Source organism: Catellatospora tritici, from assembly GCF_019083965.1.
Classification (GTDB): domain Bacteria; phylum Actinomycetota; class Actinomycetes; order Mycobacteriales; family Micromonosporaceae; genus Catellatospora; species Catellatospora tritici.
This window is the reverse complement of sequence record NZ_JAHRCY010000003.1, coordinates 155207-170924: the sequence shown is the minus strand read 5'-3', so window position 1 is coordinate 170924 and position 15718 is coordinate 155207. Positions and strand designations below refer to the sequence as shown.

Below are 15718 nucleotides of genomic sequence, written 5' to 3'. Positions count from 1 at the left end.
AGCCAGGAGGAGGTGTCGTCGCCTTGGCCTGGACGGAACCGGAACTGGTGGCGCGCGCCACCCGCGGCGAGGCCGCCGCCACCGCCGACCTGCTGGCGCAGGTGCGCCCCGGCGTGATCCGCTACTGCCGGGCCCGGCTCGGGCCGGTCGGCGGCGCGTACACCTCCGCCGACGACGTGTCCCAGGACGTGTGCATCGCGCTGCTGCAGGCGCTGCCCCGCTACCGGGAGCAGGGCGTGCCGTTCTCCGCCTTCGTGTACGGCATCGCCGCCCGCAAGGTCGCCGACGCCCAGCGCGCCGCGATGCGGCACCTGACCGCCGTGCCCTCGCCCCGCGAGGAGGCGGCGCCGCTGGAGCAGCCCGACCACACCCCCGGCCCGGAGCAGCAGGCCCTCGACAACGACCAGGCCCGGCGGCTGGCCCGCCTGCTGGGTCGGTTGCCCGACAACCAGCGCGAGATCATCGTGCTGCGGGTCGCGGTGGGGTTGAGCGCCGACGAGGTCGGCCTGTCCCTGAACATGTCCGCCGGGGCCGTGCGGGTGGCGCAGTCGCGGGCCCTGGCCCGCCTGCGGGCGCTCGCCGACGACCTGCGCGACGAACCCGCGCTGGAGAGGAGGTCGGCATGAGCACGCTGGATCGTGACGACGAGCTGCTCGACCTGCTCGGCGCGGGCGGACCGGCCCCCGACGGCGACGAGCTGGCTGGGCTGCTGGCCGCGTGGCGCACCGACCTCGCCGACGGCGATGACGACGACCTGGCCGTGTACCCGCGTCCGGCGGCCCCCGCCGCTCCCGGCCCTGATACGGCCGTCCCACTCGCGACCGGCCCGGATGTGGCCGACCCACTCGCGACCGGCCCAGGTCGGTCGTCCCGGCAGCGGGGCACGCGTCCGCCGACCGCGCCGGGTGGCCGCCCGGTCCGGCGACGGCCGGGGCGGCTGTTGGTCGCGGCGGCCGTGGTCGTGGTGCTGTTCGGCGGGCTGACCGTCGCCGCGGGCAGCGCCGGGCCGGACAGCCCGCTGTGGCCGATCACCCAGGTCGTGTACACCGAGCGCGCCGACTCACGTCAGGCCGCCCACGACGCGCGGCAGCTGCTCGACCAGGCCCGCCAGGCGCTGCGCGACCGGCGCCCGGTCGAGGCCGCCGCGCTGCTGGAGCAGGCGAACACCAAGATCTCGCTGGTACGCGAGGACGCCGACCGCGGCCGCCTCCTCACCGACCTGCGTACGCTGCTCGCCGAGCTGGTCACCCAGCACGCGGCGGCACCCGCGGGCCCGTCACCGGCGCCGACCGGCACTCCGGCCTCGCCGAATCCCCGCCCGTCGGGCGCGACACCGGCACCCAGCCCCACGGCCAAACCCGGCGGCCTGCTCCCGCTGCCGCCGCTGCCGTCGCTGCTGCCCACGCTCGCGCCGATCCTGCCGTCGCTGCTGCCCGACCTGCCGCTGCCGCTGCTGGGCTGAGCCCGGCCTACCGGTCGCGGATGCGCTCCAGGATCGCCGGGATGCTCCGCCCGAACGAGGCGAGGCTCTTCAGCTCCTCCCCCGTGAGCACCCGGTAGGCCGTACTGAACGGGAAGCCCTTGAGGCCGGAGACCGAGATCGCGAGGGAGTCCTCGTGCTCGATCCACTCGCCGTCGTAGGCGCGCACGCACACCTCGCCGGTGTAGGCGCCCGCGAGCTGGTACCACAGGTTGAGGCGCTGCTCGGGCAGCGGGCCGTCGGCCAGCAGCTCGGCGCAGACCTGGTCGAGGACGGTGAGGCTGGCCAGCGAGTAGTCCAGCGTGTACCCATGGTTCTCGGCGACGAGTTTCACGCACTCGGCCGCGACGACGCTCAGATCGATGCTCTCGGGGTCGGTCACGCCTGGTGATCCTGCCACCGGGCGGCAGCGATCAGGACAGGGCGTCGGGTTCCGCACCGCGGGCGTGGCGTCCCGGCTCGGCCGACAGCGGCGCGATCGCCTCGGGTTCGGTGTAGCCCGCGGCCCGTTCGGCGAGCAGCTGCCCGAACACGCCGCTGAACCCGCCGCAGTCCCGGCAGCGGAAGTTGTCGTCGAGCCACCCGCTGCCGCAGTGGTCGCACCGGCCCCGGTCACGCGGGTCGTGGTACACCCGCAACGCCTCGACCATCGCCTCGGCCACCGGGGCGCGCAGCGTCAGCGTGACCTCCTCCTCGCCCAGCCGCACGGTGAGCTCGCCGAACGCCGGGGCGTGCGGATCGAGCGCGTCGATGCGGGTGATGAAGGCGTGCACCGCCGCCAGGACGTCCTCGGATGCGCGTCGGGCCATGGCCTCGACCGTACCGGGCCGAGGCCGGCGCCACGGGGGTCACCCCATCAGGGCGTTGAGCGTCCCGTAGTCGGCCTTGTTCGCGAGCGCGTCGTACGTGCCGCTCTCGAGCGCCTCTTTCGCCGCCCGCATCGCGACCGCGAATGCCGCCTCGGCCACCGACGAGCCGAGGCTGACCCGGGCCACCCCGAGCGCGGCCAGCCGCGCGACGGTCGGCGAGCCGGGACCGGCCAGGATGTTCACCGGCGCCGGGATCGCGGCGACCAGTCCGCCGATGGTGTGCGGGTCGGTCACGCCGGGCACGAACACCCCGTCGGCACCGGCCGCGACGTACGCCTTGGCCCGCTTGATCGTCTCGACCACGCCACCGGCTTGGACCAGGAAGGTGTCGACGCGGACGTTGACGAACAGCCCGTCGCCTCCCGCGCGCTTGGCTGCGGCCAGCCGCTCGCACTGGTCGTCGATGTCGCGTAGCGGATGGGCGCCGTCGCGGACGCGGTCCTCGATGTTGACGCCGACGGCCCCGATGGCGAGCACCGCGCGGATGGTGTCGGCGACCTCGTCGGGGGTGGCCCCGAACCCGGACTCGATGTCGGCGGTCACCGGCACGGTCACGGACCGGACGATGCGGGACAGCTGGCCCAGGGCCTCGTCTCGGGCCAGCACACCGCCGTCGGGGGCACCGACGGCCCAGCAGACGCCTGCGCTGGTCGTGGCGACGGCGGGGGCGCCGGAGGCGGCGACGATGCGGGCGCTGGCGGCGTCCCAGGCGTTGGCCAGCACCAGCGGGGTGCCCGGAACGTGCAGGGAACGGAAGACGGCTGCGGAGTTCATGACCTTGAGTCTGCCGCCGGTCATACCGGGTGCCTATTGTTTTAGCTCCAGCTCAAACGGGAGGTGCCGCGGTGGTCGCGATCGGCATGTCGGCGGGCTCGGTCGCCCGGGTGCGGTTCGCGGTGTCCTGCCTGTGGGAGGTCGTCGCCGGGGTGCGGGTGCTGCGCGACCCGGGGCGCCACGCCGTACACCTGCCCTGGGTACGCCGGGTGCGGCCCGAGCTGGTGCGCGCCGGGTTGATCGAGCACCCGGGCAGCCTGCTGTGGCGGCTGATCCCGGCCGCGCCCGGATACCTGCCGGACTTCCTGACCCCGGTGCCCGCCGGGCTCAGCCCCGAGCTGGCCGACGAGCTGGCGACGCTGCGGTCGACCCCGGCCGGGACGGTCCGCGCCGACCTCGACTCGTAGCGGGCACGCCGACCGGTCCGGTCCTGGCCCTGCGGGACGACCCGCGTGCGGGACTGCGGATGCTGGCCGAGCAGATCGAGCAGTACTGGTGTATCGCGGTCGACGCGGACTGGCCACGCATCCGCGTCCTGCTGGAGGGCGACGTCCTGGGCCGGGCCCGGCAGTTGGCCGAGCATGGGGCGGCGCAGATGCTGAACAGCCTGCACGAGCGGGTCCGCTGGGAGCACGGTGCGCTGTCGGTACGCCAGCCGCACTGCACCGCCGAGAATCTGGCCGACGGCGGCGGGCTGACCCTGGTGCCGTCCGTGTTCGCCTGGCCCGACGTGCTGACCGTGCCGACCGGCGTCCTGCCGCAGCTGGCCTACCCGGCACGCGGGTCGGCCACGCTGTGGGAGGCGGCGCCGACGGCGGGAGAAGCGCTCGGAGCGGTGTTGGGACACAGCCGGGCGCGCCTGCTGGCCGAGATGGGCACGCCGGTGTCCACTTCGGAACTGGCTCGCCGCACCGGCATCACCGCGGGCGGCGTCTCCCAGCACCTGACGGCGTTGCGCGCGGCCGGGCTGGTGGCCACGCACCGCCATGGCCGGATGCTGCTCAGCGCGCGTACCGCTGTCGCCGACGCGCTGCTGTCGGCGTCGCCGTGACGGCTGATCGCACCGAGCTCGCCGGTGCCGCTCGGCCCGACCCGCATCATGAGCGCGGCGGCACGAGGTCACCGCATCGCCCTGACGGCGCTAGGGTGTTCCGATGCCGCCTCGCAACGACGACCCCCGCCCGCACCACTACGAGTTCGCCCATCGGGCGCTGCCCAGCATCGTGCGCCGGTTCGGCGCCGCGCTCGTGCACAACGCGGCGAGTCGCGAGCTGACCCCGGCGCTGCTGGAGTTGTGGTCGGAGGCGGGCTCGCGCGTTCCCACGGAGGCCCGGCTGGCACCGGATGGGCTGAGCGCGGCGTACGAACCAGACCCGCAGGTGCCGATGGTGGTCATCACCATGCCCCCGGCCCGGCACATGGTCGAGGCGCACTTCGCCGCGATCGTCGCCTCGGGTGACCAGACGCGCTACCTGGTGCTCGAGGAGAGCTGGTCACCGGGGTCGGACCGGGCGACAGTGCTGGGTGAGTGGACGTCGGAAGGCCACTACAACCTCGGTCCGGGCCCCGAACCGCAGCGAGCCGCCTTCATCGAGGCGGTCCGCGTCCTGACCCGGCCCCCGCAGGACTAGCCCACACCCCTCGTCACTGTCGCTTCCACTGCTCCACCAGTGCGTCGTGGAACGGCCAGCGCTCGGTGCCCAGGTCCCGGACCAGGCTGTGCCGGTGGCGCAGCAGGTCGCGCCGCTCGTCGGCGGTGAGGTCGGTGTCGTCGTCGGCCGGGTTGTTCGGATGCTGCTGCCCGGCCCGGTCGACGTTGTAGTGCAGTTCGTCGCCGACGAGGTAGTCCCGCCGGAAGTCGGTGCCCCACTGCGAGTTGCCGCCCCACCCGTGCGACAGGTCGCGGCAGACCCGGTTGCGTCGCCACCAGGTCGAGTACAGGCAGGACCGGCTCGCGACCGCCGGATCCAGGTGACGGCCGCCGGCGCGGACGACCACGCCACCGCGGACCAGTACGAGCCCGCCGAGCAGCGCGCCCGGCCAGACCTCCTCGACCAGCACCGGCCGCGCGTCGGGGTCCTCGTCCGGGATCACTTCGACGATCTCGTGGAAGAACGGGTGGAAGCCGTCCTCCGCGATCGGGGTGGCGCCGAGCGCGGCGTGGAAGGAGGTCCAGGCGCCGACCGATGGCACCGGTCCGCCCCACCACGGACCCTTGGTGGTCCAGGAGAGCAGGTCCGGGTCGTCGTTGCCGGGTTGGTACGGGGCGATGAGGATGTCGACCAGCCGGGACAGGGCGTAGAGGCCGTGCAGGACGTGGTCACCTCGCGGGATCCGACGGCGGTGGTTGTCGGGCTGACCGAGTTCCCGCAGTTCCGCCAACACTTCTGGGTGTTCGTCCAACCACGGCAGCAGGCGGTCATCGCCGAATCCGTGCGGTGCCTCGTCGCGCAGGTCGAGGACGAGGTTTCGGAACTCCCAGAGGTTCGTGTCGCTCATGGACAGATCGTATTAATTCGTGTGTTTGCGCAACCGTTGTTTTGGGGTTGTTTGGGGCGGGCCCCCCCCCCCCGGGGGGGGGGGGCCGGGGGCCCGCCCCCCCCCGCCGCGGTTGCGTCGATCAGGCGATGCCGAAGTTGCGCAGCGCCATCTCGGCGGGCGTCGTGATCAGCCAGGCGCCGTAACCCTCGTTGGCCCGCTGCTCACCGACGAAACCGAACAGCATCTCGACCCCACCGGTCGGGGCGATGGACGGAATGCTGGTGCCCGGCTCGCTGACCACGAGGTCGAGCTGGCCGCCGTTGTTCACCCGGTCGAGGACGGTCAGCCAGCTGCCGAACGCGTCCGCGGCCATGGAACCCACGCCCAGCGTCGACTTGCTCAGGAAGCTGCTGCCGGTGCCCAGCACCGAGTTGTGCGGCAGGACGTCGACGATACCGGCGTCGGTACGAACGTCGATGTCCTCGCCGGGCACTCCGATGATCAGGTCGGGGTGGCCGTCGCCGGTGGTGTCACCGGTGGTGACGGCGTAGCCGAAGTGGTCACCGGCGGCGGGAGTGCCCGGGATGCCCGCGGCGCCCTGGCGCAGCACCTGCCGGTCGGCCAGGCCGATGCCGCTCGCCTTGCCGGTGAAGCTGATCGCCGCACCGGCTGCGGCCAGGCCCTTGACGTCGGCGTCGGGCATGCCCGCGATGACGTCGGCGTGGCTGTCGCCGGTCACGTCCCCGATGGCGACGCGATCGCCGAACCCGTGCACGATGAGTGTGCTCGTGTTCAGGAACGACGACTCGAGCAGGTCGACCCCGGCAGTGGTGACGCCGGTCGCGGACCCGTCGAACAGGTAGATCTGGCCGCCCGCGGCACCGGTGCCGACCGCGAGGTCGCCGTAGCCGTCGCCGGTGACGTCGCCGATGGCCAGCGCGCGGCCGAACCGCTCGCCGGGCGCGACGGGGTCACCCGGCACGCCGGCCAGCGCGGTGTGGAACCGCTGGGCACCGGTCGTGGTGAGACCGGACGCCGAGCCGTACAGCACCGCGACCGCGCCCGCGTTCGGGACGCTGCCGAACTGCTCGCCGGTGGAGGCCACCGCGAGGTCGGCGTAGCCGTCGTGGTTGACGTCGCCGGTGGCCAGCGTCGCGCCGAGGGCGTCGCCCGGGTTGCGCACGCCCGGGAAGGCGTCGGTGTCCTCGTCGAGGTACTCCCCGGCGGCCAGGTCGAATCCGGTCGGCGCGCCCGGCACCACCCAGATGCCGCCGGCGGCGTCGTTCTGGCCCGACTGGCCGAGGATCAGGTCGTCGAAGCCGTCGTTGTCGAGGTCGCCGGAGGCGTACGCGGAGACCGAGTCGGCCGCCGTCGTGCCGTAGAAGACGCAGCTCGCCGCGCCCAGGTTCAGCTGGTTGATCAGCACCACGGCGATCCGGCCGCCGGTGTGCTCGTCGCGCGCGCCGGTGAGCACGTCCTCGAAGCCGTTGCCGTCGAAGTCGGACCGGGTGCCCGTGGCGCCGCCGGTGCCCGGGTCATACTGCCGGGCCTCGCACAGCATGCGCAGCTCGCGGCCCTGTGAGGTGACCGAGGCGTAGTCCGGGTCCGCCGCCGCGGGTGCCGCGGTGAGCAGCTGTGCCGTGGACAGTGCCGCCACGGTCAGCGCCGCGCCCGCGGCCGATCTGGTGAATCTCATACCCCCGCCATTCTGTTGGTGGAATGTGGAAGGCAGCGTATTCGCACGGCGACACGCCCGCTGTCCCGAACGGTGTCGCCTAGTCGTCGATTCGGCCAGAGTGGACACATCGACGTCCGGGGCGTACCCGAAATCCACTTGGAATTCATCACCGACACTTCCATGGGTTCACCGGCCGCCGCGACCGGTGTCGAGCATGTGGCGACACTCCGTCCTCAGGGAGGCCCCTCATGCGCGTCCGACGGCTCACCGTCGCCGCCGTGGCCCTGGTCGCACTAGCCGCGACCACGGTCTACGCCCAGTACGCCGCCGCGGCACCCGCCGTGCCGCGGCCCGACCACATCGTGCTGGTCATGTTCGAGAACAAGAACTACTCCAGCATCAGCGGCAGCTCCAGCGCGCCGTACTTCAACTCCCTGGCGTCGCAGGGGGCGAAGTTCACCAACTCGTACGCGATCACGCACCCGAGCCAGCCGAACTACATCGCGCTGGTGTCGGGCGGTGTGCAGGGCGTGACCAACGACGACTGCCCGAAGAACTTCACCGGCAAGGAGAACCTGGCCCACCAGCTGAACTCGGCCGGGTTCAGCTTCGTCGGCTACTCCGAGGCGATGCCGTCGGACGGCTACACCGGCTGCTCCAGCGGCAACTACCGGCGCAAACACAACGGCTGGGTCAACTTCGACAACGTGCCCGCGTCGAGCAACCTGACGTACGCGAGCTTCCCGACCGACTTCACCACGCTGCCGACGGTGTCGTTCGTGTCCCCGGACATGTGCAACGACATGCACGACTGCTCGGTGGGCACCGGTGACACCTGGCTGCGCGACAAGCTCGACGCGTACGCCCAGTGGGCCAAGACCCACAACAGCCTGCTCATCGTCACCTTCGACGAGTCGGGGCTGAGCCTCACCAACAAGATCTTCACGGTCTTCGTGGGCGAGCACGTGAAGCCGGGCAACTATGCGGAGAGCATCAACCACTACTCGGTCCTGCGCACCATCGAGGACGCCTACGGGCTGCCCGCGATCGGCGGCGCCGCCTCGAAGTCCCCGATCACGGACTGCTGGCAGTAACACCACTGTCCACACCCGGCCACCGCCGTGCCGGGTGTGGACCACGCCAGGAAGGAGCCCGGTGCGCATCCGTACCAAGCTGGTCGTCATGGTGGCCGCGACCGCGCTGCTGGCCGCCGCCGCCACCGGCCACATCCGGATCGCGGCCTCCCGCGCCGCGCAGCCGGTCGCCACCGGCACGGTCACGCTGCGCGATCCGGGTCGCATCCTGTTCCGCAGCACCGCCCCGGAGTCGCGCGGGCAGCTGGCGACCGTCTCGGCCGCAGACCCGGCCGGTCCCCGTACCGTGTCGGCGCTGCGCTGCGACCGCGTGTACGCCGCCGCCGGGACCGGGATCTGCCTGCGCCCCGACGGGCTGCTGCCGACCTACCAGCTGGTCTGGCTCGACGCCGACCTCGGCCACGCCGCGGAGATCCCGATCGTCGGAGTGCCGAACCGGGCCCGGGTCTCGCCGTCGGGCAGGTTGCTGGCCTGGACCGCGTTCGTGCAGGGCGACTCCTACCACGGCGGCCGGTTCTCCACCCGCACCGGCCTGCTCGACCCGGCCACCGGCACCGAGTACGACCTCGAACAGTTCACGATCATCCTGGACGGCGCGCCGTACCGGTCGGTGGACGTGAACTTCTGGGGCATCACCGTGGCCGCCGACGACGACCGCTTCTACGCGACCCTGGCCACCGGCGGCAAGCGCTACCTGGTCGAAGGCGACCTGCGGACGCGTACCGTGCGGACGCTTGCGGCCGATGTGGAGTGCCCGTCGCTGTCGCCCGACGGTACCCGGATCGGGTTCAAGGAGGCCATCGGCGGCGACCCGGCCCGGGGCTGGCGCGTGACCGTGCTCGACCTGGCCACGCTGGCCCGCACCCCGCTGGCCGAGACGCGCAGCGTCGACGACCAGGTCGTCTGGCTCGACGACGGCACCATCGGGTACGCCGTCGTGCGCGAACCCGGCCGGTCGGACATATGGACGGTCCCCGCCGACGGCACCGGTCGGCCGGTCCTGCTCATTCCCGACGCCGAGTCCCCGGCTCCGCTGGGCTGACCTGCGCCAACCCGGTCCGCCGTACGCCGCGGGCACCTAGGCTCGGGCACATGGAGCTACGGATCTTCACCGAGCCTCAGCAGGGTGCGTCCTACGACCAACTGCTGGCGGTGGCGCGCTGCGCCGAGGACGCCGGGTACGGCGCGTTCTTCCGCTCCGACCACTACCTGAAGATGGGCGACGTCAGCGGCCTGCCCGGCCCGACCGACGCGTGGACGACCCTGGCCGGGCTGGCCCGCGACACGTCCCAGATCCGGCTCGGCACACTGATGACCGCGGCGACGTTCCGCTACCCCGGGCCGCTGGCGATCAGCGTGGCGCAGGTGGACGCGATGAGCGGCGGCCGGGTGGAGCTGGGTCTGGGCGCGGGCTGGTACACCGAGGAGCACGAGGCGTACGGCATCCCGTTCCCGCCGGTCGGCGAGCGGTTCGACCGCCTCGGCGAGCAGTTGCAGATCATCACCGGGTTGTGGCGTACGCCGCTGGGTGGCAGTTTCGACTTCCACGGCAGCCACTACACGCTGACCCGCTCCCCCGCCCTACCCAAACCGGTGCAGCGGCCGCACCCGCCGATCCTGCTCGGTGGCGGTGGCAAGCGGCGTACGCCGGTGCTGGCGGCCCGGTTCGCCGACGAGTTCAACCTGCCGTTCGCCAGTGTCGAGGACACGGCGGCGCAGTTCGGGCGGGTGCGGCGGGCGTGTGAGCGGGCGGGACGGGATCCGGGGACGCTGCGGCTGTCCAACGCGCTGGTGCTGTGCTGCGGGCGTACCGATGCCGAGGTCCGGCGGCGGGCGGGGGCGATCGGGCGGGCCGAGGACGAGCTGCGCGCCAATGGCCTGGCCGGGTCGCCGGCGGAGGTCGTCGACAGGATCGGCCGGTACGCCGAGGTCGGCGCGGAGCGGATCTACCTGCAGGTGCTCGATCTGACCGACCTGGACCACCTCGAACTGGTGGCGGCGCAGGTCGCCCCACAGCTGGGCGCGGCACCGTGATCGGACGCTGACGCCACCCGGAGGGGTGCGGCCGAACGTGGTCGTCGGCACCGCGACCGCGGCGCCGACACCGCGGCGAAGGCCGCACATCCTCTCGAGGAGACCCCCATGAACCGATCCCGCCGACTGGTCCGGGCGCTGGCTGTCGCGGCCGCGCTGCTCACGCCGATCGCGCTGGGCGCCGCCCCCGCGCACGCCTCGACCGCCGGCAACGGCTGCACGGTGACCCCGAAGACGCCGTACCACAACGGAGACTTCACCGCCGCGGGCCTCAAGCGCATCGCGTACGAGGTGGACATCACCTGCGTGGCGGGGGTGACCATCACGGTCGAGCAGCAGCGCTGGGAGGAGGACCCGAACCAGTCCGACGACTTCATCGGCGACAGCGACCTGGTCCGGGCGTTCCCGACGGCCGACAGCATCACCTGGACCATCACCGCGACGCTGCCCGACACCGACGACTTCACCGACATGTACGAGGAGATGTACCAGAAGGTGCGGTTCAAGGTGACCAGCGGCCCGGTGACCTCGAGCTTCACCAACTGGGAGCGCAGTGCGGTGCGGGCGATCCACGTCTGACCGGCGAGTGGGCGGGACCGGAAGCCCGGTCCCGCCCGCTGGTCCATGGCTCAGTTGCTGACCTGGACGTTCAGCGTCCAGTCGTCGAGCGTGCCGGTCAGGACGTTGTTGGCGCCCTGGTCGACGATCAGCCATTCGACGCTGACGGTGTAGACCGCCGCCGCGGCGGCCGGGGCACTCACCCGCTTGCAGGCCTGGGTGGCGTCGGACTCGCCGGCACCGGTGGTGAACGACAGGTCGTTGGGACCCACCGGCACGCCGTTGATGAGGATCCGCACCTGCAGGAAGTCCATCGGTGCCGTGTAGGTCACCGTCTGGCCCTGCAGCCGGGCCTCGGCCGACACGATGATGACGAGCTGGTCGGAGTCGCCCGCCGGGATGTTGACCGGGATCGACGCGCCGGGCAGCGGGGCGAACGCCCCATTCTCCACCAGGCCCGTCGGGGTGTCCTGCATCCGTACGAAGCTGGCCTCCTGGGCACCGCCGTTGCAGGCGGTCAGGCCGACCGGTTGGGCGTCGACCGCCCGGTCCTCGACGGCGGCGGCCAGCCGGGTGGCCGCCGGGGCCGCCGAGCCGGGGGTGGCGCCGGCGCCGACGGCCAGGATCGCCGCCAGGGTCGCCAGTACGGCGACCATGCGCTTGCTCATGGTTCCTCCTTCTACCGGTGCCGCGCTGGTTGGCGGCCTCATGAGGCTGGCCGGGGGCTGTCAGGGTCCGGTCACGGTCGGATCAGCGCCGACCATGACGCCACCGTGACGCGGCTGCCGACGATGGAGACCGGCCGCTCCGTCCGGGACCGGCCGAGGAGGAGGTAGTCGTGAAGGCAAGCCGTCTCGCCGCTGCCGCGTTCGCGGCGGGCGCCCTGGCCGTCTCGGCCGGGCCCGTCGCGGCGTACGCCGATCAGCCGGTCTCGCTGGCGCAGCGCACCAGTCCCGTGGACGCCGCCGCGAAGTCCGTCACCGTGCAGTGCCCGCCCGAGTCCTGGGTGTTCGCCGTCGGCGGCCGGGTCGACGGAGGTGGCGGCCGGGTCCAGCTGGTACGGATGGAGCCCGCGTCCGACCTGCGCTCGGCCACCGTGGCCGCGCGGCCCCGCAGCGACGCCACCGCCACGTTCTCCGTCACCGCCGAGGTGGTCTGTGGGCGGTCCGAGCGCCAACCGGCCCTGGTCACGCTGTCCTCGACGCAGGCGACGTCGGTCACCGCGGTATGTCCGGGCCAGACGGACCTGCTCGGATTCGGGTTCCGGCTGGACCGCCCGGTCGACGAGTGGCGCATCGACGCTCTGGTGCCGGACCTGGGGCTGACCAGCGTGCAGGCGCACGCGGCGGGCGGCGGTCAGCAGGGCGCGCTGACGGTCGCGGCGATCTGCTACAAGGTCGATCCGCAGCAGCCCTCGATCCGGCCATACCGGTGGCAGGCCGCGAGCACCCCCGAGTCGGCCTGGCCGAAGACGGCGAATCTGGAGCCCACCGGCAACGACTGGAGCTTCGGCGTCGGCGGGCAGGCCACCGGGGTGGGCGCGCACCTGGACGCGTTCGCGCCGCGACCGTTCGGCACCAGCTGGGTCCGGGCGCAGCGCCTGCTCGTGGCCCTTCCGCTCGGCGCTTCACGGCAGTCCGCCACCGCCGACAACGGTTCGGTGACCGGGTACGCGGCCCGCATCGGCACCTTCCACTGACCTCTCAGCGGGCGGCCTCCCGCGGCCGGACCGGCAGCAGCAGCTCCCGGTCCGGCGGCCGCACGCCGATCTCGCGCATCGCCGCCGTGTACCGGTCGAACGCCCGTCTGGCCTCGCCGTGCTGTCCGCCCGCGACCAGGGTGCGCACCAGCGACCGGTGCGCGCGCTCGTCGTAGGGGTCGCGCTCCAGCAGGCGCAGCAGGCAGGCGACGGCCGCGCCGGGCTGACCGGCCGCCCGGTGGGTGTGCGCGAGCATGCGCAGCATCCCCAGGTGGGCCGCCCGGACCTCCTCGCGCAGCGGACCGGCCCATTCGGCGTACGGCTCGTCCTCGAACGCCTCGGCCCGGTGCAGGCCGTCGGCGGCCAGCAGGATCTCCCGGGCCTGGTCGAGCCGTTCCTGTTCGACCAGGCGGCGCGCGTGCGCGACATGGTCCAGGAAGTCCTCGACGTCGACGTCGACGGCGCGCAGGTTCAGCGCGATCGCGGCCGTGTCGGCGAGCAGGAAGTGGTCGCCGGGCTGGACCCGGTCGGGATCGAGGACCCCGCGCAGGATGTTGAGCAGCACCGACAGCCGGTGCCCGGTGCGCGCGGGTTCGCCGTCGGGCCACAGCGCCTCGCACAGTTCGCTTCGCGGCACCGGCCGTCCGCGCCGTCCGACCAGAATCCGCAGCAGGTCGCGGGCTTTGCGGGACTGCCACTGCGACGGCGGCACCACCCGCGTGGCGACCTCGACCTCGAACCGGCCCAGCGCCCGCACCGCGACCTGTGGTCGGGCCGCGCCGGTCGGGCCGGTGCCGAGCCGGTCGGCGATGGCGTCGACGGCGGCCAGCCGCTGGGCGGCCGCCGCGGCCGCGGCCCGTTCGTCGGTGCCCGTGCCGGGCAGCCCGCCTGTCAGCACGGTGATCCGGGCCGCTTCCACCGCCGCACCGGCCTGGTTCCAGATCGCCGCGGCCTCGCGCAGCGCCGCGCGGGCCCGCACCGGGTCGGTCTCGGCCGCGGCCCGCAGCTCCAGCGCGTCGGCCAACCCGGCCGGATCCCCGTTGGTACGCGCGAGCCGGGCCGCCTCCGTGGCCAGTTCGGCGGGCCGTCCGGGCACGCCCTCGGCCAGCGCCACCCAGCCCTGCGCCAGCAGCGCCGGACCGGCCGACTGGGGACCGGCCTGTTCGGCGGCGGCGTCGGCGTGCCCGCCGGCGGCCTTGACATCGTCGGCCAGCTGCACCAGCGCCAGCCCGGCCAGCGCGGGCACCAGCACGTGGGCGTTGCCGGTGCCGGCGGCGACCGTGACGACCTGCTCGTACGCGGCTCGGGCCTGCTCGCGCCAGCCGCGGCGCCGGTACAGCTCGGCCAGTCCCAGCACCGCCCCGGCGAACCGGCGGGAGCCGTGGCGCTGGTAGTGCGCGATGGCGGCCTGGTAGCGGCGGACCGCCTCGGGGAACCGGCCGAGCATGGCCAGCGCCTCGGCCTCGTTGCTGGTGGCGATGGCGTGCAGGCTCGGCGAACCGGCGGCTTGGGCGTACGCGACGCACAGCTGGGCGCAGGTGAGCGCCTCGGGGTAGCGGGCGGCCTGGAGTTGCTGGTAGGTGCGGTTGGTGTGGATGCGGGTGAGCAGCAGGATGTCGCCGGTGCGTTGGGCGATGGGCAGGGCGAGGGCGAAGTGCTCCTCGCTGCCCGCGGCGTCCCCGGCCACGGCCAGGCACAGCGCGACCGACAGGTGGGCGGTGGCAAGTGCGGTGTCGTCACCGCAGGTCGAGGCCTGCGCGACGGCGCGACGGGCGGTGGCGGTGGCCAGCGGCACGTCCCCGGCGAGCAGGTGGGCGTGCGCGGTCCACGCGGCCAGCAGGGCGGTGTCCTCGGTGACGGTCGCGGTGCTCGCCGCGCGGGCGTACGCGGTCAGTGCGCCCTGGGCGTCGCCGCGCTGGTAGGCGATCCGGCCGACGCGCCAGGCCAGGCCCGGGGTGAGGGCGGCGTCCGGCCCGGACACGCCGGTGTAGGTGCGGGCGGCGGCGTCCAGGTCGCCCGCGGTGCGTTGGGCGTCGCCGAGCAGGGTCCGCAGGCGCGGGGTGCGCAGGGGCGGGGGCAGTTGTTCGATCAGGGCGACGGCCAGGTCGGCCTGGCCGGCGGCGATGATGCGGTCGCCGTGCTCGGCCAGGACGCGGGCGCAGCCGTCGGGGTCGGCGGCGCGCACGTGTTCACGGGCGGCGGCCGCGGGTGGGCCGTGTTCGTCGAACCAGGTGGCGGCTTTGCGGGCGGTGGTGGCGGCGGAGACGCCGCGCCGGTCGGTGGCGACGGCCGCGGCGATGACGGGCACGACGTGTTCGGCCGGGGGCAGGCCGGGGACGACCGGGCGGGTGCGCACCAGCAGACCGGTGCGGCGCAGGTGGGCGAGCAGGTCGGCGGCGTCGCGGTGGCCGAGGGCCGCGGCCAGGCCGGTGCTGACCGGGCTGCGGTCTTCGAGCTGGACCAGCAGCCGGTACGCCGCCGGCGGCAGGTCGGCCAGCACGTGGTCGAGCACATGTTCGCGCAGCGGTTCGGCCGCGCCCAGCGGGGCGCCCTGGTCGCCGTGCAGGCGTACGGACTCCACGGCGAGGTGGACCAGGGCGGGCCAGCCCGCGGTGGCGGCGTGCAGGCGGGCGGCGAGCTCGGGGTCGGGCGTGCCGCAGGCCTCGGTGATCAGGTCGTCGATCTCGTCGACGGTGCAGGCCAGGTCGGCCGGGTCGGTTTCGGACCAGCGGTCGGCGCTGCCGAGGCGGCGCCACGGCAGCGGATGGCGGGAGGCGAGGGCGACGTCGGTGCCGTCGTCGAGGTCGGCGACGGCGCGCAGCAGTTCGCGCAGGGCCGGGTCCGGCAGCGCGGGCAGGTCGTCGAGGACCAGGTGACCGGTGCCGGAACGGGCCGCGTCACGGACGAACAGGTGCGCGGCGGTGTCGTGCTGCCACCAGCGGGCTTGGCCGGTGGGGTACCAGCGGCGCAGGGCGGTCGTCTTGCCGTACCCGGCGGCGGCGACCACGATGCGACGGCCGGGGCGGCTGACCATGCTCGTCCTAACGCGGG

17 protein-coding genes are annotated in these 15718 nt (G+C 73.7%); 10 read left to right on the top strand and 7 right to left on the bottom strand.

The genetic code is table 11. The features are described from left to right. Positions 1-23 precede the first annotated feature (23 nt). Positions 24-626 carry an RNA polymerase sigma factor ShbA gene (gene shbA, locus KUA19_RS08000; RefSeq protein ID WP_217395507.1) on the top strand — a complete coding sequence of 201 codons (603 nt, stop codon included), beginning with the start codon at positions 24-26 and terminating at the stop codon, positions 624-626. Beyond that, a complete protein-coding gene (locus tag KUA19_RS07995) occupies positions 623-1462 on the top strand; it encodes a F0F1 ATP synthase subunit B family protein (RefSeq protein ID WP_217395506.1) in 840 nt (279 codons plus the stop codon). Before shbA ends, KUA19_RS07995 begins: the two co-directional genes overlap by 4 nt. A gap of 7 nt (positions 1463-1469) precedes the next feature. Here the strand turns inward: KUA19_RS07995 and KUA19_RS07990 are convergent, their stop codons facing one another. The 3 genes from KUA19_RS07990 to KUA19_RS07980 are packed head-to-tail and all read right to left on the bottom strand — an operon-like array spanning position 1470 to position 3123. Then, positions 1470-1862 (bottom strand): hypothetical protein, encoded by a 393-nt coding sequence (locus KUA19_RS07990; RefSeq protein WP_217395505.1) that lies wholly within the window; start codon positions 1860-1862, stop codon positions 1470-1472. A 31-nt stretch (positions 1863-1893) separates the two neighbouring features. Beyond that, a complete protein-coding gene (locus tag KUA19_RS07985; protein WP_217395504.1) occupies positions 1894-2289 on the bottom strand; it encodes a hypothetical protein in 396 nt (131 codons plus the stop codon). A 39-nt stretch (positions 2290-2328) separates the two neighbouring features. Then, complete coding sequence (locus KUA19_RS07980; RefSeq protein WP_217395503.1) at positions 2329-3123, bottom strand: isocitrate lyase/PEP mutase family protein; 795 nt, start codon at positions 3121-3123, stop codon at positions 2329-2331. Positions 3124-3194: 71 nt separating this feature from the next. Between KUA19_RS07980 and KUA19_RS42510 the strand changes: the two genes are divergently transcribed. From KUA19_RS42510 to KUA19_RS07970, 3 genes are all read left to right on the top strand, one after another. Then, complete coding sequence (locus tag KUA19_RS42510) at positions 3195-3530, top strand: hypothetical protein (RefSeq protein ID WP_254548972.1); 336 nt, start codon at positions 3195-3197, stop codon at positions 3528-3530. 59 nt (positions 3531-3589) lie between these two features. Beyond that, positions 3590-4174, top strand: a complete 585-nt coding sequence (locus KUA19_RS42505) for an ArsR/SmtB family transcription factor (RefSeq protein ID WP_254548970.1) — start codon at positions 3590-3592, stop codon at positions 4172-4174. A gap of 103 nt (positions 4175-4277) precedes the next feature. Next, a complete protein-coding gene (locus KUA19_RS07970; protein ID WP_217395502.1) occupies positions 4278-4754 on the top strand; it encodes a hypothetical protein in 477 nt (158 codons plus the stop codon). Positions 4755-4767: 13 nt separating this feature from the next. Here KUA19_RS07970 and KUA19_RS07965 read toward each other — a convergent pair whose 3' ends face one another. Both KUA19_RS07965 and KUA19_RS07960 read right to left on the bottom strand, forming a co-directional pair. After that, positions 4768-5622 (bottom strand): hypothetical protein, encoded by an 855-nt coding sequence (locus KUA19_RS07965; RefSeq protein ID WP_217395501.1) that lies wholly within the window; start codon positions 5620-5622, stop codon positions 4768-4770. Positions 5623-5743: 121 nt separating this feature from the next. Continuing rightward, positions 5744-7300, bottom strand: coding sequence for an integrin alpha (locus KUA19_RS07960; RefSeq protein WP_217395500.1), 1557 nt, complete (start codon positions 7298-7300; stop codon positions 5744-5746). Positions 7301-7530: 230 nt separating this feature from the next. On the opposite strand from KUA19_RS07960, the gene KUA19_RS07955 reads away from it, so the two are divergent. The 4 genes from KUA19_RS07955 (at position 7531) to KUA19_RS07940 (ending at position 10989) form a co-directional block, all read left to right on the top strand. Beyond that, entirely contained in the window at positions 7531-8376 is an 846-nt protein-coding gene (locus KUA19_RS07955; protein ID WP_217395499.1) for an alkaline phosphatase family protein, read from the top strand. 61 nt (positions 8377-8437) lie between these two features. Further along, positions 8438-9418, top strand: a complete 981-nt coding sequence (locus KUA19_RS07950; protein ID WP_217395498.1) for a TolB family protein — start codon at positions 8438-8440, stop codon at positions 9416-9418. Between the two features lie 50 nt (positions 9419-9468). Further along, the gene (locus KUA19_RS07945) at positions 9469-10410 is read left to right on the top strand and encodes an LLM class F420-dependent oxidoreductase (RefSeq protein WP_217395497.1); all 942 of its coding nucleotides are present in this window, start codon (positions 9469-9471) and stop codon (positions 10408-10410) included. 108 nt (positions 10411-10518) lie between these two features. Further along, entirely contained in the window at positions 10519-10989 is a 471-nt protein-coding gene (locus KUA19_RS07940) for a hypothetical protein (protein WP_217395496.1), read from the top strand. Between the two features lie 50 nt (positions 10990-11039). On the opposite strand, the gene KUA19_RS07935 is transcribed toward KUA19_RS07940, so the two are convergent. Further along, a complete protein-coding gene (locus KUA19_RS07935) occupies positions 11040-11636 on the bottom strand; it encodes a hypothetical protein (RefSeq protein WP_217395495.1) in 597 nt (198 codons plus the stop codon). A gap of 170 nt (positions 11637-11806) precedes the next feature. Here KUA19_RS07935 and KUA19_RS07930 point away from each other — a divergent pair, with 170 nt between their 5' ends. Continuing rightward, a complete protein-coding gene (locus KUA19_RS07930; protein WP_217395494.1) occupies positions 11807-12667 on the top strand; it encodes a hypothetical protein in 861 nt (286 codons plus the stop codon). A 4-nt stretch (positions 12668-12671) separates the two neighbouring features. Here KUA19_RS07930 and KUA19_RS07925 read toward each other — a convergent pair whose 3' ends face one another. Then, the gene (locus tag KUA19_RS07925; RefSeq protein ID WP_217395493.1) at positions 12672-15701 is read right to left on the bottom strand and encodes a BTAD domain-containing putative transcriptional regulator; all 3030 of its coding nucleotides are present in this window, start codon (positions 15699-15701) and stop codon (positions 12672-12674) included. Positions 15702-15718 lie beyond the last annotated feature (17 nt).

What these genes read in the sequence shown, in the direction of transcription:
- KUA19_RS07960 (WP_217395500.1), bottom strand. Translation starts at nt 7,300, where the DNA reads ATGAGATTCACCAGATCGGCCGCGGGCGCGGCGCTGACCGTGGCGGCA.
- KUA19_RS07980 (WP_217395503.1), bottom strand. Translation starts at nt 3,123, where the DNA reads ATGAACTCCGCAGCCGTCTTCCGTTCCCTGCACGTTCCGGGCACCCCG.
- KUA19_RS07985 (WP_217395504.1), bottom strand. Translation starts at nt 2,289, where the DNA reads ATGGCCCGACGCGCATCCGAGGACGTCCTGGCGGCGGTGCACGCCTTC.
- KUA19_RS07955 (WP_217395499.1), top strand. Translation starts at nt 7,531, where the DNA reads ATGCGCGTCCGACGGCTCACCGTCGCCGCCGTGGCCCTGGTCGCACTA.
- KUA19_RS07995 (WP_217395506.1), top strand. Translation starts at nt 623, where the DNA reads ATGAGCACGCTGGATCGTGACGACGAGCTGCTCGACCTGCTCGGCGCG.
- KUA19_RS07965 (WP_217395501.1), bottom strand. Translation starts at nt 5,622, where the DNA reads ATGAGCGACACGAACCTCTGGGAGTTCCGAAACCTCGTCCTCGACCTG.
- KUA19_RS07945 (WP_217395497.1), top strand. Translation starts at nt 9,469, where the DNA reads ATGGAGCTACGGATCTTCACCGAGCCTCAGCAGGGTGCGTCCTACGAC.
- KUA19_RS07940 (WP_217395496.1), top strand. Translation starts at nt 10,519, where the DNA reads ATGAACCGATCCCGCCGACTGGTCCGGGCGCTGGCTGTCGCGGCCGCG.
- KUA19_RS07935 (WP_217395495.1), bottom strand. Translation starts at nt 11,636, where the DNA reads ATGAGCAAGCGCATGGTCGCCGTACTGGCGACCCTGGCGGCGATCCTG.
- KUA19_RS07925 (WP_217395493.1), bottom strand. Translation starts at nt 15,701, where the DNA reads ATGGTCAGCCGCCCCGGCCGTCGCATCGTGGTCGCCGCCGCCGGGTAC.
- KUA19_RS07970 (WP_217395502.1), top strand. Translation starts at nt 4,278, where the DNA reads ATGCCGCCTCGCAACGACGACCCCCGCCCGCACCACTACGAGTTCGCC.
- KUA19_RS42505 (WP_254548970.1), top strand. Translation starts at nt 3,590, where the DNA reads ATGCTGGCCGAGCAGATCGAGCAGTACTGGTGTATCGCGGTCGACGCG.